Here is a 23,676-nt window from a genome sequence, read left to right as displayed (position 1 = left end):
CTCACCGGGAAGTTTATGATTAAATTCAAGCAATATCCTGAATCGGGTTTGGTCACCCATTTGTGATAAACACCAAGCAATTAGATTTGTTTCACCCAAACTTATTGCTACAATAAATGCGAAACATTATCAGAAAAGAGGTAAAATGTGATGGCAAATATAAATATTCCCGTATCAGTCTTGAATCTGGCTCCCATTCGTCATGGCGGCGGCTCGAAGGATGCAATAGACGATATGGTTGATTTGGCACAAGCAACAGACAAGATGGGCTATACACGATATTGGATAGCGGAGCACCATAATACGTCAACACTAGTAAGTTCAGCCACATCCATTTTGATTAAACATGTGCTGGAACATACGGAACATATTCGTGTTGGCTCTGGCGGGGTAATGCTGCCTAATCACGCGCCTTTGGTTGTTGCGGAACAATTTGGTACGATGGCTACCATCTATCCAGATCGTCTGGATTTGGGATTAGGACGGGCGCCAGGAACGGATCAGTTAACAGCAAGCGCATTGAGACGGTCAAACAGTGATACTGTCTATACATTCCCGAATGATATCTAATCACTGCTTACCTATTTCGGACCAGAAGAAAAGCAAGGATTCGTCAAAGCATACCCGGGTGTTGATACCAATATTCCAATTTATATTCTTGGATCCTCGCCAAACTCTGCTCATTTAGCGGCTGAACTGGGTCTTCCGTATGTATTTGCTTTCCATTTCGCCCTCAGATTTACGGAGGATGCCATTTCAATTTATCGCGAGCACTTCCAGCCATCGGAATACTTGGATAACCCATATATGATGGTATGTCTTAATGTCATCGCGGCTGAAACAGACCAAGAAGCAGCATATGAATCAACAACACTTCAGCAATTTTGCTTGAATGTTGTACGCGGTGCAAAAGCGCCGTTATGTCCGCCAGTTGAAAACATGGATGATCTTTGGAACTCGCAAGAAAAACAAGCAGCCATGTCGATGTCCAGCATGACGTTACTGGGGAGCAAGGATACCATACTGACTCAGTTGACGGCTTTCCAGGAGAAATATAATGTAGATGAACTCATGGCCGTGTCATATATTTATGACAAGGACAAACAGAAACGTTCCTATGAAATTTTGAAAGAAGTGGTTGGTGAAGAATAAGTAAGTACGGGACTTTTCAATGATTTCACCTTGGTGATTTTATGACGTAAAATTTATTTAGGTGGTAATTCATAAGTACTCACGCATACAATAATAAAAAACCGAATGGTACAGCTATCACCAAACGGTTTTAACCTAATGAACATAAAGTTAACTACCCAAAAATGCTTGTGACAGGGTAGTTATTTTTTTTGCTCAGACAATACTGCGACCATCAATGTTCCAAATGAAATCATCAGAACAAGCGCCTCGAATACAGACATGCTGCATCTCCCTTTCTGTTTGACTTAAAGGAGTTGTGCTGTTTTATCCGATTCTGAATTTTAACATATAGTTTTTGATAATTTTCTTTAAAAATGATTATATTTAACGATATGGGTGAAACAGCTTGTCTTATTCCACTTTTTTTAAAATACAAAAAAGACGAAGCAGCTAAAGTGAATCTTCGTCTACATAAATACACTTGTGTAACGGTGGACATCCTAAAACCAGCCAAATTTTTATAAATAATTCCAACCGCGGCTGGGATAAGTTGTTAAAAATTTTACTTATGTTTGGTGGCTTCATGTTCAATTGATCGGCGATATCCTTTATGTAGATATTTTTATTTTTCGCTATTTCTTTAAACCGGTTTTTAATGACTGGTTGCTGCGTATTTTCCATGAAAGGATTAAGCCTGTCGAATTGTTTGATTTGTTCAATCTTTTCCATAATACAGCCTACAACAAACTCTTCCATTTTGTAATCATCGCTTCTGGTTTTGTCGCGGTGACGATTAATCAGATTTTCCAGCTCAGTTATTTCCTTTAATTGGTCATATATGTCATCTTTCAACCTTATGATCACGGTTTTCATGTATAAATCACCTCACAGTTGGAAAAATGGTAATGGAAAGGATGATAAAATTGCTGAGACATAATGATAAAGAAGATGTTATCGATGTTATCCATGAGACATTTGACAAAGGGAGAAAAGGCTAAAATTTAGGACAACCTCTCCAGCGTTAATCGAGCAATGTCCAATCTCTAAAATAGGATCCAATTCATTATAATTGGATCCTATTTCGTTAGCGAGTCTTTACTATTACATATTCTGTTTTTACCGAAAAAATACATGTTGTTCATACTTTCAGTTGGAGGAAAAAATAGTATCAATAATGAAAACAACGAAAAAACAACCAAGATACAACCTGGAAATCTTGGTTGTTTTTTTATAATAGGGTGTCGGCAGTTCATTTCCCTGTCCTTTTTAATCTTTTTCTTGTTTTACAGAGGCAGTTGCACCTGGATGTTTCGGCCGTTTAAATCCCTTATCCAACCTTCCCGCATTTTCAATATCTCCGGAAGCTTTATACCCTGCTATTTCCATGTTAGACGTTGTTCCATAAAACCCCATTCCACCAAGCTCTGCATTAACATTTTCCTGTATTTCTCCATTTTTGCCTTTTTTATCTGCCATCTTGTCAACCTCCTTGGATTATTGTCGCTTCTTTGTCTTTTTATTATTATACCTTTCAGTTGCAGTCAAAGGTTCATTAGCAAATTCATGATCAAATTCTGTTGATAATTTTTTTCTGACAGCCTGCTCATCACTCATGGCACCGGTATTTTTATTTTTCTTGTTCGCCATTGCAATACACCTCCACCCCATAGTCTTTGTTAATTGTGGAAGAGTATGCACACCAGGAACGATACAATCGTAAATTTTCAGTAACCCATGATATGAATATTTTGCATCCACATAGATGATCCGATCGAAATGAAGTAGTGAAGGGAAGAAGTGGTTGTCCATGTTTTCAAAACAAACAACCACAGTCATTAAAAACTGTGGTTCAAGGAAAGGTTTATGATTCTATTTTTTATTAAATTGCCGTTTCAACAATCGTTCTATTAAACCAGGAAAAAGTTGATAGATTTTATTTCCAAATGCCATCCAATATGGCAAATTTATTTCTCTTTTGTTTTGAAACAGATTTTTTACAACCTTTTTGGCTACTTTATCCGGATCCAGCATGTGGCGCGCAACATTTTTCTGATAGGTACCATTCGGGTCAGCTGTTTTAAAAAAGTTGGTTTTTACCGGCCCAAGATTAACTGCAGTGACAAATATTCTATTTTCGGCTGCTTCCATCCGTAATGCATTGGTAAAGCCAAGCACCGCATGCTTTGTAGCAGCGTAAACAGCGGATTTTGTTGTAGCAATTTTTCCTGCCATGGAAGCAACATTCACAATATGACAGACTCTGCGGTTTGCAGAAAAATGTGGCAGCAATTGCTTCGTTCCATTGATTAATGCATAGACATTTAATTCAAACATATGATCCAAATCGTCCCATTCCACATCTTCAACTGCGGCAAAGACACCAGCACCGGCATTATTAATCAGCCCATGAATCTGTTGATGTTCCGTCAGAATTTTTTCCAAAACCTGTGCATAGGCATCATGATCGGTTACATCTGCTTGATACACATATGACCTGATATCAAACTCCCGAACAAGCTTATCCTGTAAATTTTCCATTTTCGCTCCGGAGCGGGCAATCATAATTGGAATACCACCATTTTTAGCAATGTGCCAGACAAGACGTTCGCCAATCCCGCTGGATGCACCTGTTACAATAATTCGTTTATTCTTGATCAGTTGTTGTTTCACGAGCATCACCTATTTAATTTGATAGAAAAGTATACCATCTTTCACGGATTCCAGTATTTTCCCCTCATTTTCAAGAAAATCCAATTGGCCGATGGTTTCAGACATGGTTAAGTCAAGCTGTTTTGCAAACTTTTTGGGAAATAATTGCTGACAAATTGCAAATGGTGTTTGTTCCTTAACCTGAAGCATTTCAAATACTTTATTTGCCCGTTTTTCCTGCAGTTTTAGCTGGGCTGGTATCAATTCATCCAGATTCGAAAACACCTCATTGTGACCCGGGTACACTTTTTGGATTCCCAATTGCAAACACTTATTTAAATTACTTCGATACTGCAGTAATGGTTTTGGCCGTTCTTGTCCTTCATTATAAGGTGGCTCCAATACCGGATTCGGGGTAATATGGGCCAGCAAGTGATCACCGCCAATAAATGACCCATCTGCTTCCCGAAAAAAAGATAAATGACTTTGTGCATGCCCCTTTGTCCCGATAACTCGCCATTGGTCATAACCAGGTAAAACATCCCCTTCATCGATAACAGCTGTTAATGACCCTTCACCAAGATGTCCCAGTTCTGATTTCATTTGCTCCAAATATTTTAAATATACGTCCGGAACACCAAAGAATGCGAAATAATCCTTAAAAAATTGTTCATACCGGTTGAAAAATGATTCATCCTTCGTCAACCATGGTTCATTAAATGAATGTCCGACAATGGAATGTGCACGTGGAAATTCTCCAACAAGTCCAATATGATCTGGATGATGATGGGTTAAAATAAGTTGTTCAATATCATTAGGCGAGTAGCCTAGTTGCTTTAATTGTAATACCAGCGCTTCCCATGCTTCTTTTGTTCTCACCCCCGCATCAACGAGCGATAAAACGTCACCTTTTAAGAGGTAAACATGTACATCTCCTACTGCAAAAGGCGTGGGAATCGTTAGCTGATGAATGGTGTCGTGTAATACTTTCATCATAAGCCTCCAAGTGAATGGTCGTTCAGTTTATTACTATTTTACACTTTTTCTTCGTTTTTGTCACTTTTATCTCTTATCCCTATCAATCGTCGATCACCCATTTTCCTGTCTTCTCCAGGGGATCACCTGTCTCGGTTCGATTTTCTTCAAATTGAATACAAAAACACCTTTTAAACCGAAGTAGTATATACATAATAACCAGGGACTGACTGCAAAGAACTGACCGTTCATGTAATAAGCATTTGAAATTGACTTTTGCTGTGAATTACAACACAATCATAGAGGGGGTGAAACGTGTGACAACCAAAATCATTGCACATCGCGGTGCCAGTAAACTTGCTCCAGAGAATACAATGCCTGCCTTTGAGCTAGCTTATAAACAAGGGGCAGACGGCATCGAAACTGATGTGCAGCTTACCAAAGACGGCATACCTGTGTTAATCCACGACGAACAGGTGAAACGGACAACAAACGGAAAGGGATATGTCAAAGATCTGACGCTAAATCAACTAAAACAATTGGACGCTGGTACCTGGTTTTCCAAAAAGTTCATAGGTACCACGATCATCACATTGGAAGAATTTTTACAATGGATCAAACCCAAGTCGTTATACTTAAATATTGAGTTAAAAAATACTAAGATAATCTATAAGAACATGGAAACAATTGTGTATGATATGCTATCACACTACGACTTATTACATCGAACGACACTGTCCACATTCAATCCCTTTAGTGTCAGACGGATAAGTGAACTTTGCCAAGACCTTGATATTGCTTTATTGACTTCCCGAAGAAATCCAAACCTTGTACATGATGCCAAGACAATGGGAGCAAATGCACTGCATGTCAAGTTTCGCTTGCTTCGGTCATCCCTTAAGAAGGCATGTCATAAAGAGAATATGACACTGCGAGTATATACCGTGAATCGACCGATGCATATGCGTCAATGTTTCACCCAAAAAATAGATGGTCTGATTACTGATGTTCCTAATCTCGCATTGCAACAGCGTAGCGCATATCAGTTAAAACATAAAAACTAGGAGGAATTATACATGCAAAAACTATTTACACCAATACAATTTCAAGACGTGGAACTAAAAAACCGGATTGTGATGTCACCGATGTGTATGTACTCTTGCTACAATGAGGATGGTATGATCACACCGTTTCACTTCACCCATTTAGTCAGCCGGGCTGTTGGTCAAACAGGGCTTGTGATCACGGAGGCTACCGCTGTTCAGCCTGAAGGTCGAATTTCTGCACAGGATTTAGGAATTTGGAATGATGCGCATATCCCCGGACTAACAGAGCTGAATGAACAGTTGCATGCATATGGTGCAAAAACAGGTATTCAACTCGCGCATGCTGGTCGAAAAGCGGAACTGGAATCAGAAATTTTTGCACCATCTGCGATTCGATTCGATGATTCATATAAAGTTCCAAATGAAATGACAATCGATGATATCAAACAAACCATTGATGCGTTTAAACAGGGGGCACGACGCGCAAAAACTACAGGCTTTGATATTGTGGAAATTCACGGTGCACACGGATATTTAATCAATGAATTTTTATCACCATTAACCAATAAACGAACAGATCAGTATGGTGGTTCACCAGAAAATCGCTATCGTTTTCTTTCTGAAATTATTGATGCGGTAAAGACAGAATGGAACGGTCCGATTTTTGTCCGGATCTCAACAGATGAATATCATGAAGATGGCAATACCTTGGATAACATGCTTTATTTTGCTGAAGAAATGAAGAAGCAAGGCATTGATTTAATCGATTGCAGCTCAGATGGTGTTGTACCGGCAAAAGTTAATACGTATCCAGGCTACCAGGTACCCCGATGCGAGACGATTAAGCATAAAACAGCTATTGCAACCGGTGCAGTGGGACTGATCACAACTGGTAAGCAAGCAGAAGAAATTTTGCAAAACGAGCGTGCAGATGTTGTCGTTATCGGACGGGCATTACTCCGGAATCCATATTGGGCTAAGGCCGCAGCTGACGAACTAGGTTATGACATCGAAGCCCCGATCCAATATGAACGCGGCTGGCGGTAGGAGGTAGACAGATGGAATTAATCTTCCTTGGCACGGGTGCAGGAGTTCCCTCTTTGGAACGAAACGTCACAGCGATCGCGCTTGCCATGCAACAAGAGGCAAACAGTATCTGGCTGTTTGATTGCGGTGAGGCAACCCAGCATCAAATCTTAAAAACATCCATCAAACCGCGGAAAATAAACAAGATTTTTATTACCCACATGCATGGCGATCATATTTTTGGGCTTCCAGGGTTTTTAAGCAGCCGCTCCTTTCAAGGTGGCAATGATTTGTTAACCGTTTATGGACCAGCCGGGATTAGGGATTTTATCGAGACAAGCTTGCGTACAAGTGGAACACACTTGACGTATCCGCTTGAAATTGTAGAGGTAACGGAGGGACAAGTTTTTGCGGATGAAAACTTCACCGTTTATTGCAAAAAATTGCAGCATGGTATTCCTTGTTACGGATTCCGTATTGTCGAAAAAGATAAACAGGGCGAGCTAATGGCCGATAAGCTGAAAGCCTCGGGTATCAAGCCGGGTCCGATTTATCAGCAGATTAAAGAAAATCCAATAGTCACAACGCCTGATGGACAAGTGATCGAACGCAAAGATTTTATCGGTCCTGATAAACCTGGACGGATTATTTCGATTCTTGGCGATACAAGAAATCCGGAGCAAAATAGCGCATTTGTGGAAAATGCCGATTGTCTCGTACATGAAGCAACATTTGAGCAGAACAAGGCAGATCTTGCCAAGGATTATTTTCATTCCACCACTGCACAGGCGGCTCAACTTGCCCATGATGCAAATGTCAAACAGCTCATCCTGACGCATATCTCGTCGCGCTATCAAAAGGCAGACAATGTCTGGTTACGTCATGAAGCACAAGCGATTTTCCCCAACACGGAAATCGCCAGTGACTTTTTTCGGACAACCATTCCTGCCAAAAAATAAACGAACGAACAAAACGCTTGGGAGTTTGTTACCAAGCGTTTTGTCATTTATTCAAGTTACAGCTTGCCATTATCCCTCCATCACTGCTTTCGCCTGTGCCAATTGCTGCTGCACCTGACTTTTCGCCGTACCACCCAAACTTTTTCGCGCATCTACCACATGTTTTGGTTCAAGAAATGTAAAAACGTCCTTTGCAAATAATGTGCTAAATGATTGGTATTCATCTAGTGATAGTTCAAGCAAATATTTCTTCTGCTGGATCGCGTATAACACGATTTTCCCGATGATTTCATGCGCTTCACGAAATGGCAAACCTTTCGTCACCAAGTAGTCGGCTATATCCGTTGCATTGGAATAATCCTGGTCAACAGCATGATACATGTTTTCCTTTTTCACCTGCATCGTATCAATCATCGGCGCCAACAGACGTAATGACCCATCAAGCGTTATCACTGTATCCAGCAGCCCTTCCTTATCCTCTTGCATATCTTTGTTATACGCAAGCGGAAGACCTTTTAAAACGGTTAACAGACCAAATAAATTCCCATGTACCCGGCCGGTTTTCCCTCTTAGAAGTTCTGGTACATCCGGATTTTTCTTCTGTGGCATGATACTTGATCCGGTACAAAACGAATCATCCAGCTCGACAAAATTAAATTCCTGGCTGGACCAGATAACCAACTCCTCCGAAATTCGGGATAGATGGGTCATTAAGATCGAAGCAATTGATAGAAACTCCAGTACAAAATCGCGATCGCTAACCGCGTCCAGGCTATTTGGATAAACCGTATCAAAGCCAAGCAACTCTGCGGTACGCTCCCGATTGGTTGGAAAAGTCGTCCCTGCCAGTGCACCAGCGCCAAGTGGCGACCAATCTACGCGTTTTATACTATCCTTCAGTCGCTCTTTGTCCCGTTCCAACATCCAGAAATATGCCAGAATATGATGGGAAAACAAGATCGGCTGTGCCCGTTGCAAATGTGTGTACCCCGGCATGATTACATCAATATTCGTATCTGCCTGATTGACAAATGCTTGCTGAACTGCTGTTATTAGGTTAATCATTTCCTTTGTTTTCTTTTTTACATAAAGATGAATATCGGTTGCCACCTGGTCATTACGGCTTCTTCCTGTATGCAGTTTCCCGGCAACTGGTCCAATTTCTTCAGTCAGCATCCGTTCGATATTCATGTGAATGTCTTCATCTTCAATCGTATAATTAACAGATCCTGACTTGATTTTCTTTTTAATCGTTTGTAATCCGTCGATGATTTGCCGTGCTTCTTCATCTGTAATAATCGCACATTCACTTAGCATCGTGACATGGGCAATACTTCCCTCAATATCTTCTATGGCAAATTGCTGATCAAATTCAATGGATGCCGTGAATGATTCAACCAGTTGATTGGTTGCTTTGGTAAAACGTCCGCCCCAGAGTTTTGACATAAAATGTTCACTCCTTTATGTATAGCCTGCGGAAGCTCAGTAAACTTCCGCAAAAAAACTATTGATAGACTTCTTCTTGATGTTTTTTGTTTTTGTTTTGATGAATCTCGGCATGAACCTTGGTTGGCAATCCCCAAAGCTTAATAAAACCGACTGCAGCATTATGATCAAACATATCTCCCTTTTCATAGGTAGCCAGTTCCTCATTGTACAGACTATAATCTGATTGACGGGCAATTACTGTATGGTTGCCTTTGAATAATTTTACACGTACCTTACCGGAAACGGTCTGCTGCGTCTCTGCAACAAAGGCATCAACGGCGGTGCGTAACGGTGAATACCACAGGCCATCATAGATCATTTGGGCAAATTGCTGGTCAACTGTTTTCTTAAATTGGGCTACTTCACGCGTATGGGTTAAAAATTCCATTTCCTGATGTGCTTTGATAAGAATCAAGGCAGCTGGGTTTTCATAGACTTCACGCGATTTAATCCCAACCAAACGATTTTCGATATGATCAATTCTACCAATCCCATGCTTGCCGCCCTCTTTATTCAATGTCTCAATGATCGACACTGGATCCATTGGCTGGTCATTCAGTGCTACTGGAACACCCTTTTCAAACGAAATATCCACATATTCCGGCTGGTCTGGTGTTTCTTCTACCGGATTCGTCCAGGCAAAGGCCTCTTCAGGTGCAACATTCCACGGATTTTCCAATACACCAGCCTCACAAGCTCTGCCCCAAATGTTGGCATCAATCGAAAATGGGTTATCCAAATCAACCGGAACTGGAATACCTTTCTCCTTAGCATAAGCAAGTTCTTCATCTCTGGTCATTCCCCATTCTCTAACTGGAGCAACAACCTGTAGATTAGGGTTTAATGCCTGGATAGAAACCTCAAAACGCACCTGATCATTTCCTTTTCCAGTACAACCATGGGCAACCGCGACCGCTCCTTCCTGCTCAGCGACATCGACCAACAGTTTGGCAATTAACGGCCGACTTAATGCGGAAGATAACGGATATTTGCCTTCATATAAGGCATTGGCCTGTAATGCCGGCAACAAATAATCATTTGCCAACTTATCCTTGGCGTCAATCACAATTGCTTTAATCGCACCAACGTTTAGCGCCTTTTGTCTGACCGCTTCCAGATCTTTCTCTTCCCCAAGATCAATCGCCAAAGCAATCACATCATAATTATATTTATCTTGTAACCATTTAATTGAGACAGATGTATCCAATCCCCCGGAATATGCCAATACAATCTTTCCTTCACTCATGTCAATCCCTCCAAATTTATTTATCCCACACGAACTAGCAATAATTATCCATTCGCTTTTCAACTAACATTCAGCTGGAATGAAGTTCCACTTATCTGATAATACCATTTAATTAACAAGCTTCCTATTCATTTGATAATAATATTTTTAGTAATGCCTTTTGTACATGCAATCGATTCTCTGCTTCATCAAAAACAACTGAATGCGGTCCATCGATAATATCTGCTGTTACTTCCTCTCCACGATGGGCCGGGAGACAATGTAAAAAGATATAATCCTCGTTAGCGTGTTGACAAAGTGTTTGATTCACTTGAAACTCGTGAAAATGACGCTCCTCACTTTCCACTTCTTTTCCCATACTGGCCCATACATCAGTAATAACAATATCCGCATTAGTTACGGCCTCAATCGGGTTTTCGCTGCAAGTTAGTTTACTTCCGTTTTCTTCCGCTTCTTGCTTCATCGTTTGGTAAATTCCATCATCTGGTTCATAACCGGCAGGACAGGCAATAGTCATATCGATACCTGTCTTTACTGCCCCCTCGATCAGGGAATGACACATATTGTTATGGCCATCTCCCAGATAAGCAAGCTTCAATCCAGCAAGTTTTCCCTTGTATTCGTATATTGTTAATAAATCGGCCAGGACCTGTGTTGGATGGTGCATATCCGTCAGACCGTTTATCACCGGAATCGTGGCCTCTTTTGCATAAGTTTCAATGATGTCATGCCCAAAGGTACGAATCATTAAGCCATCCACATATCTTGATAATACTTTAGCGGTATCTGCATTCGATTCCCCGCGTCCCAATTGTATATCCTGTTTACTTAAAAATATTGCATTTCCACCGAGCTGCTGCATACCAACTTCAAAGGAAACCCTCGTACGGGTGGACGCTTTCTCAAAAATCATTCCAAGGACTTTCCCTTGTAAATATGGTTTATGAACGCCTGCTTTTGTTTCTTTCTTCAATTTGACAGCTTCATCAAGCAATGCCATCATTTCCGAACCATCAAGTGCGTGTAATGTTAAGAAGTCCTTTTGCTGCAACACTGGCCGTGCTTCCTTCGCTTTTGTCACTGCACTTTTCAAATCAACATCCCCTTTTTATACGTTGTGTACTGCTGATGATATTCCTGAAGTGATGTAACACTGGTTGCTGTCCGAACCATACCATCAAATGCAACTTGTAATGTTTCTGCTGAGGTAAATAATGTAACCTGATAGTTAATCGCCAATGTTCGTATTTGCTCGCCATTTTTCTTCTGTTGTAACCCATTTGGAATAACAATTGCCCCTGCTAATGTCTGCTTGGCAAACAACTGCTCCATTGTTTCGGCATCATTGTCAATCTTCTGGTTTGGCATATGATGTTTAGTTAAATATGCACTTGTTCCCGGTGTTGCCAGTAAGGTAAAGTGCTGACCAAGTTGTTTTAGTATCGGCAGAAGTAACGACTTTTCCCGATCGGAAACTGAACATAACAGATATGGCTTTTCCGGGTCCTTTGTTAATGTATATGCTTTTGTATCGGCAGCCTTTGCCAATGCTTCCTGGTAATCCATTGCAAGACCGAGTGTTTCTCCAGTCGATTTCATGACAGGTTCCAGCTTCGGATCGACGCCTGCTAATTGTCCCGAAGAAAATACTGGTACTTTCACAGCATAATAGTCAATGGGTTCCGGAAAACGGTTCTCACCAAGTTTTTCTCCAAGCTGTACGCGAATGGCGTGCTCGACCATCGGAATTCCTGTTATCTTGCTGATCATTGGAATTGTTCGTGATGCCCTTGGATTCACTTCAAGTGCATAGATTTGTTGATCTGTAACTACGAACTGCATATTCACCAGGCCAACAATATTCGCTTCACGACAAATGGATGTCGCGTATTTAATCAGTTGAGCTTGTTGAGCATCAGATAGTTGGACGGGTGGCATCACCGCGATACTGTCTCCGGAATGCACGCCGGCACGTTCCACATGTTCGGCAATCGCAGGTATGAAGCAATGTGTTCCATCACTGATAATATCTACCTCCGCTTCCAGACCGGGTGTATATTTATCAACAACAATTGGCCATATACGTTGATCTGAATCCGTTAATATTTCTAAATACGTATTCAACATTGCTTTCTCATGAATAATATACATCGATTGCCCGCCAATAACATAAGATGGCCGGACAAGAACCGGATAACCGATTTTTTGAGCGCAAGCCTGCAATTCCGATACACTATACGCCATTTCGCCCTCAATATGCGGGATATTGATTCGCTTTAATAGCTGATAAAAATGCTCACGATCCTCGAGTAAATCAATATTTTCTGTTGAGGTTCCGTAAATCGCAACTCCAGCTCCAGTCAATTCGCGCGCTAAATTGATCGCTGTTTGCCCCCCAAACTGAATCATGACACCTGTTATTTGTTCGTGTTCGATTACTGCCAGAATATCTTCTGTTGTTAATGGTTCAAAATATAATCGATCGGCAACCGCACTGTCCGTACTAACGGTTTCCGGGTTGTTATTTACAATCACTGTGGTATATCCTAATTTTTTCAAAGCATAAACAGCATGAACCGAGCTATAATCAAACTCCATTCCCTGCCCAATTCGGATCGGACCGGAACCTAAAATTAATACTTTTTTCGGGTCATTCGATGCCTTTTCCGGATTCACTTCCCGTTGCCAGGTCGAATAAAAATAAGGAAAATGATTTTCTGATTGAACGACCTGATAACGGGCGGTTAACTGGTTCGCTTTTAGTTTTTGCTGTACTTGTTGCTCGGTTGTCCCCAGGTATGCTGCCAAGGCCACATCGCTGAATTGCATTTGTTTCGCCTTTAACAACTGCTCCTTGGTCACGGACTCCAATGATTCATTCGCAAGCATTTGCTCCATTTCAACCATTTGTTTCATTTCAATTAAGAAAGGTTTGCTAATGGAAGTTTGCTGGTAGATTTCCGTAATACCTTTTCCTTGACGAAGTGCTTCGGCTACAGCAAACAGTCTTAGATCAGTAGGCAGTTGCATATGTTGCAATAAAACTGAATAATCCTTACCAGCAATCAATGGATGTGCTAATGAATGCAATCCATTATCCAACGAACGAATCGCCTTGTTTAACGCCGCGGCAAAAGTTAGATCAATTGCCATTGTTTCCCCGGTTGCTTTCATCTGCGTACCCAGTTTTCTGTCCGCTGTAGGAAATTTATCAAACGAAAACCGCGGGATTTTGACCACTGTATAATCGATATTAAGCTCATGAACTGTAGCAGTTTTGGTTGGGAAATAGGAATCCAATGATTGACCCAGAGCGCATTTGGTAGCAATTTTAGCGATTGGACAACCAGTAGCTTTTGAAGCTAATGCTGAAGAACGACTAACCCTGGGATTGACTTCAATCACCGCATATTCATTGGCATCTGGTTTCAGTGCAATTTGGATATTACAAGCACCGATCACACCAAGATTGCGAATGATGTTTACCGCTGCAGTACATAACATGGTATGTTGTTGTTCGGTCCACGTTTTTGCCGGAGCGACAACAATTGAATCCCCCGTATGGACGCCAACAGGATCAACATTTTCCATGCTGCAAACAATCACACAGTTGTCATGAATGTCACGTATCACCTCAAATTCGATTTCTTTCCAGTCTTTAATGCTCTTTTCGATTAGCACTTGGTGAATGGGACTTAGTTTTAGCCCAGTGGTCACAATCGTCTGTAATTGTTGTTTGTTTTCGGCAAATCCACCACCTGTACCACCAAGTGTATAGGCAGGACGGGCAATAACCGGATAACCGATTTTATCTGCATAATCAATCGCATCATTCAGCGTTGTCGTGATATATGAATCCGGAACTGGTTCGTTCAACTGTTTCATCAGGGAGCGGAATTGTTCCCTGTCCTCTCCTTTTTGAATCGAATCTACGGTACTACCTAATAATTGCACATGATACTTTTCCAATAATCCGGATTGATAAGCTTGTAATGTTAAATTTAATCCCGTTTGCCCGCCAAGCGTACCAATCATGCCGTCCGGACGTTCCTTTTCGAAGATTTTTTCAAGTGTTGCAAGATTCATTGGTTCCAGATAAATAGAATCAGCGACTGTTTCATCGGTCATAATCGTTGCCGGGTTGTTATTTAGTAATACAACCTCGATGCCTTCTTCTTTCAATGCCAGGCATGCCTCTGTACCAGCATAATCAAATTCAGCTGCCTGCCCGATCACAATTGGTCCGGAACCAATAACAAGTACCTTTTTAACCGTTTCGATAAGTCATCCCCCCTGTAAGTTATGCATACACTTGTTGCAATGCATTTCGAAACTTTTTTGCAAACAACGTAACATCATCTTCAGTAATCGTTAATGGCGGTAGCAGTCGGATAACGGTTGGTCCCGCTGTTAGAATCAGTAATTTTTCCTTGATGGCTGCCTTGACTATGTCACCTGCTGAACTGTCTGTTTCTATTCCAATTAATAATCCACGACCGCGAATTGCTTTTAGTTGTGGAAAATCCTGTTTTAGTTGATTGAGGTACGTCAGTAAAATATGGCTTTTCTCCTCCCCGTTTACGATTGCTGATGTATGTTGCAATTCGTTGATAGTCGCTAATCCAGCTGTTGCGGCCAGTGGATTCCCCCCGAACGTGCTGCCATGAGTTCCTGGCTGAAACGCCTTGGAAACTTCCTTTTTCGCCATCATCGCCCCGATAGGAAAGCCGGAACCCAATCCTTTGGCAATTGTTACCACATCGGGATCAAACCCATACTGCTCATGGGCAAATAAGGTACCAGTACGTCCCATCCCTGTCTGTACTTCATCGACAATCAGCAGGATGTCATCATCTGTACAAATTTGCACCAGTTCATCAATCCATTGCTGTTCTGCCGGATGGACCCCGCCTTCCCCTTGAACAAGCTCGAGCATCACCGCAGCAGGTAATTCTTCTTTCAATTTAGTTAAATGATCAAGGTCATTATAAGGAAATTGAGTAAACCCGCTGAGTAACGGAGCAAAACCGATCTGAATTTTTTCCTGCCCGGATGCACTTAGTGTCGCCATGGTGCGTCCATGAAATGATTGTTGAAAGGTGATGATGTTACTTCTTTCTGGATGGTATAAACGAGCAAGCTTAATGGCCGCTTCATTTGCTTCTGCACCACTATTACAGAAAAACACTTGTTCCAGACAGCTATTTTCGGTTAAAGCTGCGGCTAATTGCTCTTGTACATTGATGTGATATAGATTGGAACAATGCCAAAGATTCTCCAGTTGTTGCATCAATTTCGTCTTGACTGCATCTGGTACATGCCCGAGATTGCAAGTGCCGATTCCCGAGGTGAAATCCAGATATTGATGACCATCTGCATCCCAAACATAACAACCTTTTCCTTTTACAGGATTTACGTGAAATCGATTGTATGTCTGCATTAATGGCGAAATCATGGTATTTGTCTTCATCGTATTCCTCCTTGCTGCAAATTCGCTGGCTCCCGCTGTAAAGTAAATGAGGTTCCCACCTGTTTCCCGACTGTCAGTTTAATCAGGCTATCCTGCTCCAGGCCGTTGAAGATGACAACACGTTTGATACCTTGTTGTAAACAGCTAATTGCTGCCCGGACTTTCGGAATCATTCCACCATGAATTTGTCCCGATTCGATCATCATTTCTACGTCTTGGGCATCCAAACGGGAGATCACGCTATCGTTCTGTAAAACCCCTGCAACATTTGTGACCATATATAGCGGAGCATGGAGTGCCTTGGCTACAGCTCCGGCTGCCAAGTCAGCATTGATATTCCAACGCTGTCCACTTTGACCGGCTGCTATGGGGGAAATAACCGGGATTTGCTGTTGTGCGGTTATCTCCGTCAACATTTTCGTATTCACCGTTTTAATTTCACCTACAAACCCCAATCTTTGCTGATCTTGCAATGGTTGTGCCTCCAACAATCTACCGTCAACGCCACTTAATCCAACCGCATCACCACCACTCACATGGATATTTCGGACAATCTGCTTGTTAATCGATCCAGATAGAACCATCTCTACAACATCCAGAACATCTTCTGTAGTGACTCGCATACCATCAACAAATGACGTGGCAATGTTCAGTTTTTCAAGCAAAGAGGAGACCATTGGACCACCGCCATGTACAATCACTGGCTGTACGTGATATGCTTTTTTTATGGTTACGATATTTTCGTAAAACGTTTTGGGAAGTTGCGGTAAAATGCTGCCGCCACATTTGATAACTACATATGCCATTGCTTTCCTCCCCTTAGGTACGATAGGAAGCATTGATTTTTACATAATCATAGGAAAGATCACAGCCCCATGCCATCGCTTCCTGCATACCGCTATTTAAATTCGCCTGAATAATGATTCTTTCATTTTGCTTTAAATATTCATGTACAACCGCCTCATCAAATAAAACTGGTAAACCGTTATCGATAATTTTACTCGTGCCAAGCGAAACGGTAAGCTTATTTGGATCAAACGTAATACCGCTGTAGCCCATCGCACAAATAATTCTTCCCCAGTTGGCGTCAGCGCCGAATACCGCTGTTTTGACAAGACTTGAGCCAACAATCGATTTGGCAATTATTTGCGCATCTTCCATACTATTGGCACCTTTCACTTGTACCTCAATTAATTTGGTTGCCCCTTCGCCATCTCTGGCAATCTGCTTGGCTAGCGATTGGCAAACTTGTATTAAAGCCTCTGTGAATAATGAAAGATTATCTTCATCCGCTATAGTGATTGTTTTATTCGAAGTCTGACCATTTGCCATCACCATTACTGTGTCATTGGTGCTTGTATCTCCATCAACGGTAATGCAATTAAACGTCTGGTTTACAGCGGTTCGTAAAGCCATATCCAATGCTTCTGATTCGATTGCTGCATCGGTTGTGATAAACGAAAGCATTGTCGCCATATTGGGATTAATCATTCCGGATCCTTTAGCAACCCCGCCAATGGTTACCAGCTTCCCATCCAGTTCCAGCTGTACACAGGCGTTTTTGGTAAATGTATCAGTCGTTAAGATTGCTTTTGCAAAGTCAGCTGGAACAGATTTATCGAGATGGATAGCTTCAATTCCAGCAACAAGCTTTTCCATTGGCAATTGGTCCCCGATGACCCCAGTTGAATTGACTGCAATGAAGTTGTCAGCAACACCCAACTTCTCAGCGAATAAATGACGCATGTGATAGGCATTATGTAAACCTTCCTCACCAGTACAGGCATTGGCTACTCCGGAATTAACCAGTAAACCTTGAATCTTCTGTGCTGTTGCAATACTATCCTTTGTAACCTGTAAAGGTGCTGCCTGAAAAAGATTTGTCGTGTAGACAGCAGTCGTATTTGCAGGAACTTCTGAATATAGCCAGCCAAGATCGTGTCGTTTTCGCTTGATACCACAGTGCAGACCCCCGGCGTGAAAGCCTTTGGGTGTCGTAATGCCTTCCTCTACCTTGTTGATCTGCGCCAATTGTTTTGCCATGTTTTCCTCCTTCTATGGGTAAACCGGAATTACATTAAGTGCTGTCCGCTCATCCCAATTATTTAATAGATTCAGATTTTGGATTGCCTGACCCGCCGCACCTTTAACAAGATTATCAATTACTGAAACGACGATTAACAAATTTGTGCGCTGATCAACCGCAAGACCAATATCACAATAGTTCGTACCATACACTTCTTTCGTTGTCGGCGAGATACCCTTTGGTCTAACCCGAACAAAAGGTTCATTTTGATAAATTTCCTGATACAACTGCACTGCTTCACTATCAGTTAACGGTTTTTTTAACGGCAAATATGTTGTACACAAAATCCCTCTCGTCATTGGAACAATATGGGCAGTGAATGATAAATGTATATTCTGTCCGTGAATATCAGAAATGATTTGTTCAATTTCCGGTGTATGTTGATGGCTTGCCAGCTTATAAGCTTTGGTATTTTCATTGATTTCAGAGAACACGATTCCTTGTGATGGTTTTCGTCCGGCACCAGATACCCCAGTTTTCCCATCTATAATAATCGGACCATTTATATCGATTATTTCCGTTTTTAAGGCAGGCATGATTCCGAGTATGGCAGCTGTTGGGTAACAACCGGGATTAGTAATAAATGTGCTTTCTTTTATCCTTTCTCGGTAAAGCTCCGGGAGTCCATATACCGCCTGCCTTAAATATTCCGGGTCAGCTGGTGATTGTTGATACCATTGTTCGTATAAGCTGCCATCCTTTAAGCGGAAATCACCGGAAAGATCGATACACGGCACCCCCTTTTCGATAAACGAAGGGGCAATTTCTTTGGTTACCCCTGAAGGTGTTGCGAAAAATAGGACATCAACCCGGTTGCTTACTCCCTCCGCATCCAGCTTTTCCAACGGAAGTTCCACAATGCTATGTAAATGCGGATACTGATCAACAATATACTGTCCCTGGGTGGAGTTGGATACAAGCAATTCTAATGTTACATGAGGATGATTGTGCAACAGCCTGATGAGTTCCGCTCCACCATATCCGTTTGCACCTACAATTCCTACCTTCAAGATTTGTCAGCCCCTTACGATTAATTTGATTGTGTATCATTATACGTATTCATGTATAAAAATGCAATAGTTTTTTATATTATAATTTCACTTTTTCAGAATTGAATCATTTATAATAAAAAACAGCTCATTTTGGTATGAGCTGTTTTCACAAACTATTAGTTTAGAGCGTAGGTTTGCAGAATACTAATTTCATAATTTATTTTATCGCTTGTGGCATCAACATGAATCGTCCAGTTTGGAGATAACATATCGTTAATAACCGCTAATTGTTTTTCTGTAACAGAAATGCCGCTGAGTCCATTTTCGGTGTGCCGATAATCTTTATCTGCTTCCATACCGAATTTAAGCCTAAGTAATCGTTGAATCCCCTTAATAGTCACAAACTTCAGGGTGTACCCATCGTTTAATATGCAAGAAAGTGCTTCCGTATCTTGTTGGTATAAATCAACCAACCGCGTAAAATCAAAATGGGGATTGAAATTTTTCCATTCACTTACATTGCCTTGTTTTACTTTTTCAAGCAGTTCTTGGTTTGATATACCATTCGCACGTATTGTTTCGATTAAAAATGCATCCATTTGCGTAATTTTGTTTCGTTCAGTCATAATTATCCCCCTTGTTGCAATTACTGTACAGGTGTAGCATCTTTCTTGTTAATCGGATAAAAACAAGCTACTTGGTGATTGTCCTCACCTTTAGATTCTAATGCTGGAATATTAGCTTTACAATGCTCTGTAGCAAAGGGACATCTTGTATGAAATACACACCCGGTTGGTGGATTAGCGGGAGATGGCAGTTCACCACGTAATACTATTTGATTGCGTGACTGCTCTTTTTTTGGGTCTGGTAATGGAATCGCCGACAATAATGCATTCGTATATGGATGCTGTGCATTTCGATAAAACGATTCGCCGTCTGACACCTCCATCATTTTCCCCAAATACATGACAGCTACCTTATCCGCAATATGCTTGATAACCGATAAATCGTGTGCAATAAATACATAAGTAAGATTCAGTTCCTTTTGCAAGTCTTCAAACAAATTAATCACCTGAGCCTGGATTGACACATCCAAGGCACTCACTGGTTCGTCGCAGATAATTAATTTCGGTTTTAAAGCAATCGCACGAGCAATCCCGATACGCTGCCGTTGACCGCCGGAAAACTCATGGGGAAGCTTATGATAATCATCAGGTTTTAGACCTACAAGTTCCATTAATTCCTTTACCTGTTGTTCCTCATTCGTTATCCGCTTATATGCCCTTAATGGTGCTGCAATGATATCGCCGGCTTTCATCCGTGGATTCAGACTTGTAAACGGATCCTGGAAAACCATTTGTACATCCTCACGTAACCGACGCATTTGTTTCGAATTATAATGGGTAATACTTTCCCCTTCGAACAAAATATCTCCAGACGTCGGCTTTTGGAGCCCGATAATCGTTCGGGCAAGTGTACTTTTCCCGCATCCGGATTCCCCGACAATACCAATCGTTTCACTTTTATCAACCGATATATCGATACCATTAACCGCTTTTACGCTAGCATTCGATTTTTTAAATAGCCCATTATTAATCGGAAAGTGAACATGAAGATCACGTATTTCCAGCAAAGACTCAGTCAAGACTATTCACCTCATTTTGTTCAGTAGCTTCGATTTCTTGTTTACGCACAGTAAATTCCTCATTTGTAAGAATACACGCAGCGCGATGGCCTTCACCCCTAGTAGTCAAAGATGGATCCACTTGCGTACATTCCTCCGTTGCAAACGGGCAGCGGGGATGAAAATTGCATCCTGCCGGCGGATCTACAAGATTTGGCGGCTGTCCCGGGATTGCCAGGAGACGTTCCTGGATGTCCGCATCAATACGCGGCAATGAACGCAGAAGTGACCACGTATAAGGCATGGACGTTCGGTAAAATATATCCTCTACCGTTCCTTCCTCGACAATTCGACCAGAGTACATTACCAACACCTTATCCGCTAAATTTGCAACAACTCCCAAATCATGCGTGATGATCATAATTGCCGTTCCATATTTTTGTTGAATATCCTTCATCAAATGCAATATTTGTGCTTGAATAGTAACATCCAGTGCAGTTGTTGGTTCATCTGCAATCAGTAATTTCGGCTGACAGGCTAGAGCCATCGCAATCAAAACCCGCTGCCGCATTCCACCGGAAAACTGATGCGGGTAATCCCGTAATCGGCGTTTGGGATCCGGAATGCCCACGTCAGATAACAGCTCCAAAGCCTTTTGTTCGGCCTCTTTACTTGACATCGGCTGGTGGGTGCGAATCGCTTCTATTAACTGTTCTCCGATCCGAAAAACCGGATTTAAGCTGGACATCGGATCTTGAAAAATCATCGCAATCTCATTTCCACGAATATTACGTAGTTCCCGTTCATTCAGTTCCAATAGATTTCGGTCTTCCCACAGAATCTCACCCTTAGGATAAAAAGTTGGAGGCTGTGGATTAAGTTGGATAATGGAGAGAGCAAGCACACTTTTACCACTTCCAGATTCCCCAACAATGCCAATCGTTTCCCCCGCTTCTACGGTTAAAGACACGTCGTCAACCGCCTTTACTATGCCATCTGGTGTATCTAAATGGACTTTCAGATTCTTTACTTCCAACATATTGCTCACCCCTTTGATGCTGAAACCTAATAATTAGGCAAATTTTTGTTTTCGTTGTTTCATGGAACGTTTCGTTGCTTTTTTCAATTTTTTTGCATGTGGATCAAATGCGTCTCGCAACCCATCCCCGAGCAAATTTAAGGCAAGTACAGTAATCACAATAGCAAGCCCCGGAAAAATAGAAAACCATGGTGCAATAGTAATGTAAATTTGTGATTCCTGCAGCATATTTCCCCAAGTCGGTGTAGAAGGATCGACCCCAACCCCTAAAAAGCTAAGTGCTGCCTCGGCCAAAATTGCCTTGGCAAAAATAAACGTTCCTTGCACAATAATTGGGGAAAGGATATTTGGCAAAACATAGCGTGTTAAAATAACCAGATCACTTGTCCCTGTTGTTTTAGCCGCTTCCACATATTGAATCGAATTAATTTGCAGTACCGTTGACCGGACAACCCGGGTCATAACCGGCCAAAAAGCTAGCGTCAAAGCAATGATAATATTTGTAATGCTACCACCCAATGCCGCTACCAATGCCAATGCAAGCAATAGTGCCGGGAAAGCCAGCATGCCATCGATTATCCGCATGATGATGAAATCTGCTTTTTTGTAATATCCGGCGATTAATCCGGTAATGGTTCCAAACATAGTTGACAAAAATGCAACAACTACACCAACCAGCAGGGATACCCGAGCTGCAATAACAGTCCGGGCAAATATATCCCGTCCAAAGTCGTCTGTCCCAAACCAATGTTTCCCAGTCGGTCCCAATAATCGATTGCCAGAGTCAATATCGTATGGGGATAACGGGAGCCACCATGAAGCCGTGATTGTAGCCACTGCCATAAGGACAAGTACGATTAATGATAGCAAATTACGCTTTTTCTTTAACATGGTTGAAAACCCCTTTTTGATTTTGATCCCATTTCAACAAATAGTTCCGGTTTAATCGTAGCGTATTCTTGGGTCCAAAAACGCATAAAGCAAATCGACCACCAGATTTACCAAAACATATATCGCAGCGATAAATAAGACAACTCCTTGAATAACCGGGTAATCTCTTCGGTGGATCGAATCGATTAAGAGCTGACCAATCCCAGGGATGGTGAACATAGTTTCCAAAATCACCGTTCCACCAAGTAAACCAGCTACCGTTGTACCGATAACAGTTGTTGTAGGGATCAACGCATTGGAAAACACATGTTTCATTAACACCCTGCTTTCTTTGACACCTTTAGCACGTGCAGTCCGTGTATAATCCTGATTTACGGAATCAAGCATGCCATCCCGCAGCATCCGTGCAATCAGGCCAATTTCAACAGCTGCCAGCACAAAAGCAGGTAGTAAAAGATGGTATAGCCAATCACCAAATCCTTCTGCCATTGGGATATATCCGGCAACAGGGAAAATTGGAATTGCTACTCCAAAAGCAAGTACTAATAACATCGCAAACCAAAACTCCGGAATCGAAACACCAAGCAGTGACACCGAAATAAACATTGGATCCAAAACCGTTTTCCGTTTCCATACAACAAAAATAGCCGTTGGAATTGCAATCAGTAAAACGAGTATTAACGAAAGAATCATTAAACTAAATGTTGGGCCAAAATGACCAATAATAATATTTAAAACCGGTTCCGATGAGTAAACCGATTGTCCAAGATCCCCTGTAACAATGTTTTTGATCCAATCAAAGAACTGGATCACCATTGGCTTATCTAATCCAAGCTGGCTTTCCAATTGGGCAATGCTTTCTTCTGAACTGTCTTCCCCCAAAATAAGAAAGGCTGGGTTCCCAGGTGTCAAATGAACAATTAAAAAAACAATAATACTGACAATAAACATAACCGGTATGATGGATATTAATCGACGTATGGTATACTGAAGCAACTTATTTCCCTCCTTTGAATGAAAAGGGAAGCACGTCGGGATACAAAATGACAAT

22 protein-coding genes and 1 pseudogene are annotated in these 23,676 nt (G+C 41.6%); 4 read left to right on the top strand and 19 right to left on the bottom strand.

Annotated elements, in window-relative coordinates; all coding sequences use genetic code 11:
• Window positions 1-150 precede the first annotated feature (150 nt).
• Window positions 151-1,152 (top strand): annotated as a pseudogene (locus ABRT01_RS00270) (LLM class flavin-dependent oxidoreductase).
• Window positions 1,153-1,334: 182 nt separating this feature from the next.
• Here ABRT01_RS00270 and ABRT01_RS00265 read toward each other — a convergent pair.
• From ABRT01_RS00265 to ABRT01_RS00240, 6 genes are all read right to left on the bottom strand, one after another.
• The gene (locus ABRT01_RS00265) at window positions 1,335-1,415 is read right to left on the bottom strand and encodes a putative holin-like toxin (protein WP_367746093.1); all 81 of its coding nucleotides are present in this window, start codon (window positions 1,413-1,415) and stop codon (window positions 1,335-1,337) included.
• A gap of 169 nt (window positions 1,416-1,584) precedes the next feature.
• Window positions 1,585-2,007, bottom strand: coding sequence for a helix-turn-helix domain-containing protein (locus ABRT01_RS00260; protein ID WP_367745993.1), 423 nt, complete (start codon window positions 2,005-2,007; stop codon window positions 1,585-1,587).
• Between the two features lie 393 nt (window positions 2,008-2,400).
• The gene (locus ABRT01_RS00255; RefSeq protein ID WP_367745992.1) at window positions 2,401-2,610 is read right to left on the bottom strand and encodes a hypothetical protein; all 210 of its coding nucleotides are present in this window, start codon (window positions 2,608-2,610) and stop codon (window positions 2,401-2,403) included.
• A gap of 18 nt (window positions 2,611-2,628) precedes the next feature.
• A complete protein-coding gene (gene sspO / locus ABRT01_RS00250) occupies window positions 2,629-2,781 on the bottom strand; it encodes a small acid-soluble spore protein O (protein WP_269412276.1) in 153 nt (50 codons plus the stop codon).
• A 222-nt stretch (window positions 2,782-3,003) separates the two neighbouring features.
• Window positions 3,004-3,810 (bottom strand): SDR family NAD(P)-dependent oxidoreductase, encoded by an 807-nt coding sequence (locus ABRT01_RS00245; RefSeq protein ID WP_269412529.1) that lies wholly within the window; start codon window positions 3,808-3,810, stop codon window positions 3,004-3,006.
• Window positions 3,811-3,813: 3 nt separating this feature from the next.
• On the bottom strand, window positions 3,814-4,776 hold the full coding sequence (locus ABRT01_RS00240; protein ID WP_367745991.1) for an MBL fold metallo-hydrolase: 963 nt from the start codon (window positions 4,774-4,776) through the stop codon (window positions 3,814-3,816).
• A gap of 299 nt (window positions 4,777-5,075) precedes the next feature.
• Here ABRT01_RS00240 and ABRT01_RS00235 point away from each other — a divergent pair, with 299 nt between their 5' ends.
• Genes ABRT01_RS00235 through rnz form a run of 3 tightly spaced genes read left to right on the top strand, consistent with a single transcriptional unit; the run spans window position 5,076 to window position 7,789 of the window.
• On the top strand, window positions 5,076-5,822 hold the full coding sequence (locus ABRT01_RS00235; RefSeq protein ID WP_367745990.1) for a glycerophosphodiester phosphodiesterase: 747 nt from the start codon (window positions 5,076-5,078) through the stop codon (window positions 5,820-5,822).
• Between the two features lie 12 nt (window positions 5,823-5,834).
• Window positions 5,835-6,851: an NADPH dehydrogenase NamA gene (namA, locus tag ABRT01_RS00230; protein WP_367745989.1), complete on the top strand. Its 1,017-nt coding sequence runs from the start codon at window positions 5,835-5,837 to the stop codon at window positions 6,849-6,851.
• Window positions 6,852-6,862: 11 nt separating this feature from the next.
• The gene (gene rnz, locus ABRT01_RS00225) at window positions 6,863-7,789 is read left to right on the top strand and encodes a ribonuclease Z (RefSeq protein WP_367745988.1); all 927 of its coding nucleotides are present in this window, start codon (window positions 6,863-6,865) and stop codon (window positions 7,787-7,789) included.
• A 69-nt stretch (window positions 7,790-7,858) separates the two neighbouring features.
• Here rnz and argH read toward each other — a convergent pair whose 3' ends face one another.
• The 13 genes from argH to ABRT01_RS00160 all read right to left on the bottom strand — a co-directional run bounded on the left by argH (window position 7,859) and on the right by ABRT01_RS00160 (window position 23,621).
• Window positions 7,859-9,235, bottom strand: coding sequence for an argininosuccinate lyase (gene argH, locus ABRT01_RS00220; protein WP_367745987.1), 1,377 nt, complete (start codon window positions 9,233-9,235; stop codon window positions 7,859-7,861).
• A gap of 58 nt (window positions 9,236-9,293) precedes the next feature.
• A complete protein-coding gene (locus tag ABRT01_RS00215) occupies window positions 9,294-10,523 on the bottom strand; it encodes an argininosuccinate synthase (RefSeq protein WP_367745986.1) in 1,230 nt (409 codons plus the stop codon).
• A 124-nt stretch (window positions 10,524-10,647) separates the two neighbouring features.
• On the bottom strand, window positions 10,648-11,616 hold the full coding sequence (gene argF, locus ABRT01_RS00210; RefSeq protein ID WP_367745985.1) for an ornithine carbamoyltransferase: 969 nt from the start codon (window positions 11,614-11,616) through the stop codon (window positions 10,648-10,650).
• Window positions 11,613-14,804, bottom strand: coding sequence for a carbamoyl-phosphate synthase (glutamine-hydrolyzing) large subunit (carB, locus tag ABRT01_RS00205; RefSeq protein WP_367746091.1), 3,192 nt, complete (start codon window positions 14,802-14,804; stop codon window positions 11,613-11,615). Before carB ends, argF begins: the two co-directional genes overlap by 4 nt.
• A 19-nt stretch (window positions 14,805-14,823) precedes the next feature.
• Entirely contained in the window at window positions 14,824-15,993 is a 1,170-nt protein-coding gene (locus tag ABRT01_RS00200; protein ID WP_367745983.1) for an aspartate aminotransferase family protein, read from the bottom strand.
• A complete protein-coding gene (argB, locus tag ABRT01_RS00195; RefSeq protein ID WP_367745980.1) occupies window positions 15,990-16,799 on the bottom strand; it encodes an acetylglutamate kinase in 810 nt (269 codons plus the stop codon). Before argB ends, ABRT01_RS00200 begins: the two co-directional genes overlap by 4 nt.
• Before the next feature lie 13 nt (window positions 16,800-16,812).
• Window positions 16,813-18,036, bottom strand: coding sequence for a bifunctional ornithine acetyltransferase/N-acetylglutamate synthase (argJ, locus tag ABRT01_RS00190; protein ID WP_367745979.1), 1,224 nt, complete (start codon window positions 18,034-18,036; stop codon window positions 16,813-16,815).
• A gap of 12 nt (window positions 18,037-18,048) precedes the next feature.
• A complete protein-coding gene (gene argC / locus ABRT01_RS00185; protein WP_367746090.1) occupies window positions 18,049-19,092 on the bottom strand; it encodes an N-acetyl-gamma-glutamyl-phosphate reductase in 1,044 nt (347 codons plus the stop codon).
• 155 nt (window positions 19,093-19,247) lie between these two features.
• A complete protein-coding gene (locus ABRT01_RS00180; RefSeq protein WP_367745978.1) occupies window positions 19,248-19,697 on the bottom strand; it encodes a hypothetical protein in 450 nt (149 codons plus the stop codon).
• A gap of 20 nt (window positions 19,698-19,717) precedes the next feature.
• The gene (locus tag ABRT01_RS00175; RefSeq protein WP_367745977.1) at window positions 19,718-20,716 is read right to left on the bottom strand and encodes an ABC transporter ATP-binding protein; all 999 of its coding nucleotides are present in this window, start codon (window positions 20,714-20,716) and stop codon (window positions 19,718-19,720) included.
• Window positions 20,709-21,734 carry an ABC transporter ATP-binding protein gene (locus ABRT01_RS00170; RefSeq protein ID WP_367745976.1) on the bottom strand — a complete coding sequence of 342 codons (1,026 nt, stop codon included), beginning with the start codon at window positions 21,732-21,734 and terminating at the stop codon, window positions 20,709-20,711. Before ABRT01_RS00170 ends, ABRT01_RS00175 begins: the two co-directional genes overlap by 8 nt.
• A gap of 33 nt (window positions 21,735-21,767) precedes the next feature.
• Window positions 21,768-22,625 (bottom strand): ABC transporter permease, encoded by an 858-nt coding sequence (locus tag ABRT01_RS00165; protein ID WP_269412262.1) that lies wholly within the window; start codon window positions 22,623-22,625, stop codon window positions 21,768-21,770.
• 51 nt (window positions 22,626-22,676) lie between these two features.
• Window positions 22,677-23,621, bottom strand: a complete 945-nt coding sequence (locus tag ABRT01_RS00160) for an ABC transporter permease (protein ID WP_269412261.1) — start codon at window positions 23,619-23,621, stop codon at window positions 22,677-22,679.
• Between the last annotated feature and the right edge of the window lie 55 nt (window positions 23,622-23,676).

Source organism: Lentibacillus sp. L22, assembly GCF_040812445.1.
Lineage (GTDB): Bacteria > Bacillota > Bacilli > Bacillales > Amphibacillaceae > Lentibacillus_C > Lentibacillus_C daqui.
Note: the sequence above shows the minus strand (reverse complement) of the source record. Positions and strands in the feature narration are given on the sequence as shown.

What these genes read in the sequence shown, in the direction of transcription:
- argH (WP_367745987.1), bottom strand. Translation starts at nt 9,235, where the DNA reads ATGTCAAAACTCTGGGGCGGACGTTTTACCAAAGCAACCAATCAACTG.
- ABRT01_RS00240 (WP_367745991.1), bottom strand. Translation starts at nt 4,776, where the DNA reads ATGAAAGTATTACACGACACCATTCATCAGCTAACGATTCCCACGCCT.
- rnz (WP_367745988.1), top strand. Translation starts at nt 6,863, where the DNA reads ATGGAATTAATCTTCCTTGGCACGGGTGCAGGAGTTCCCTCTTTGGAA.
- ABRT01_RS00180 (WP_367745978.1), bottom strand. Translation starts at nt 19,697, where the DNA reads ATGACTGAACGAAACAAAATTACGCAAATGGATGCATTTTTAATCGAA.
- ABRT01_RS00260 (WP_367745993.1), bottom strand. Translation starts at nt 2,007, where the DNA reads ATGAAAACCGTGATCATAAGGTTGAAAGATGACATATATGACCAATTA.
- ABRT01_RS00255 (WP_367745992.1), bottom strand. Translation starts at nt 2,610, where the DNA reads ATGGCAGATAAAAAAGGCAAAAATGGAGAAATACAGGAAAATGTTAAT.
- argJ (WP_367745979.1), bottom strand. Translation starts at nt 18,036, where the DNA reads ATGGCAAAACAATTGGCGCAGATCAACAAGGTAGAGGAAGGCATTACG.
- ABRT01_RS00245 (WP_269412529.1), bottom strand. Translation starts at nt 3,810, where the DNA reads ATGCTCGTGAAACAACAACTGATCAAGAATAAACGAATTATTGTAACA.
- ABRT01_RS00265 (WP_367746093.1), bottom strand. Translation starts at nt 1,415, where the DNA reads ATGTCTGTATTCGAGGCGCTTGTTCTGATGATTTCATTTGGAACATTG.
- namA (WP_367745989.1), top strand. Translation starts at nt 5,835, where the DNA reads ATGCAAAAACTATTTACACCAATACAATTTCAAGACGTGGAACTAAAA.
- ABRT01_RS00165 (WP_269412262.1), bottom strand. Translation starts at nt 22,625, where the DNA reads ATGTTAAAGAAAAAGCGTAATTTGCTATCATTAATCGTACTTGTCCTT.
- argB (WP_367745980.1), bottom strand. Translation starts at nt 16,799, where the DNA reads ATGGCATATGTAGTTATCAAATGTGGCGGCAGCATTTTACCGCAACTT.
- ABRT01_RS00170 (WP_367745976.1), bottom strand. Translation starts at nt 21,734, where the DNA reads ATGTTGGAAGTAAAGAATCTGAAAGTCCATTTAGATACACCAGATGGC.
- ABRT01_RS00200 (WP_367745983.1), bottom strand. Translation starts at nt 15,993, where the DNA reads ATGAAGACAAATACCATGATTTCGCCATTAATGCAGACATACAATCGA.
- ABRT01_RS00215 (WP_367745986.1), bottom strand. Translation starts at nt 10,523, where the DNA reads ATGAGTGAAGGAAAGATTGTATTGGCATATTCCGGGGGATTGGATACA.
- sspO (WP_269412276.1), bottom strand. Translation starts at nt 2,781, where the DNA reads ATGGCGAACAAGAAAAATAAAAATACCGGTGCCATGAGTGATGAGCAG.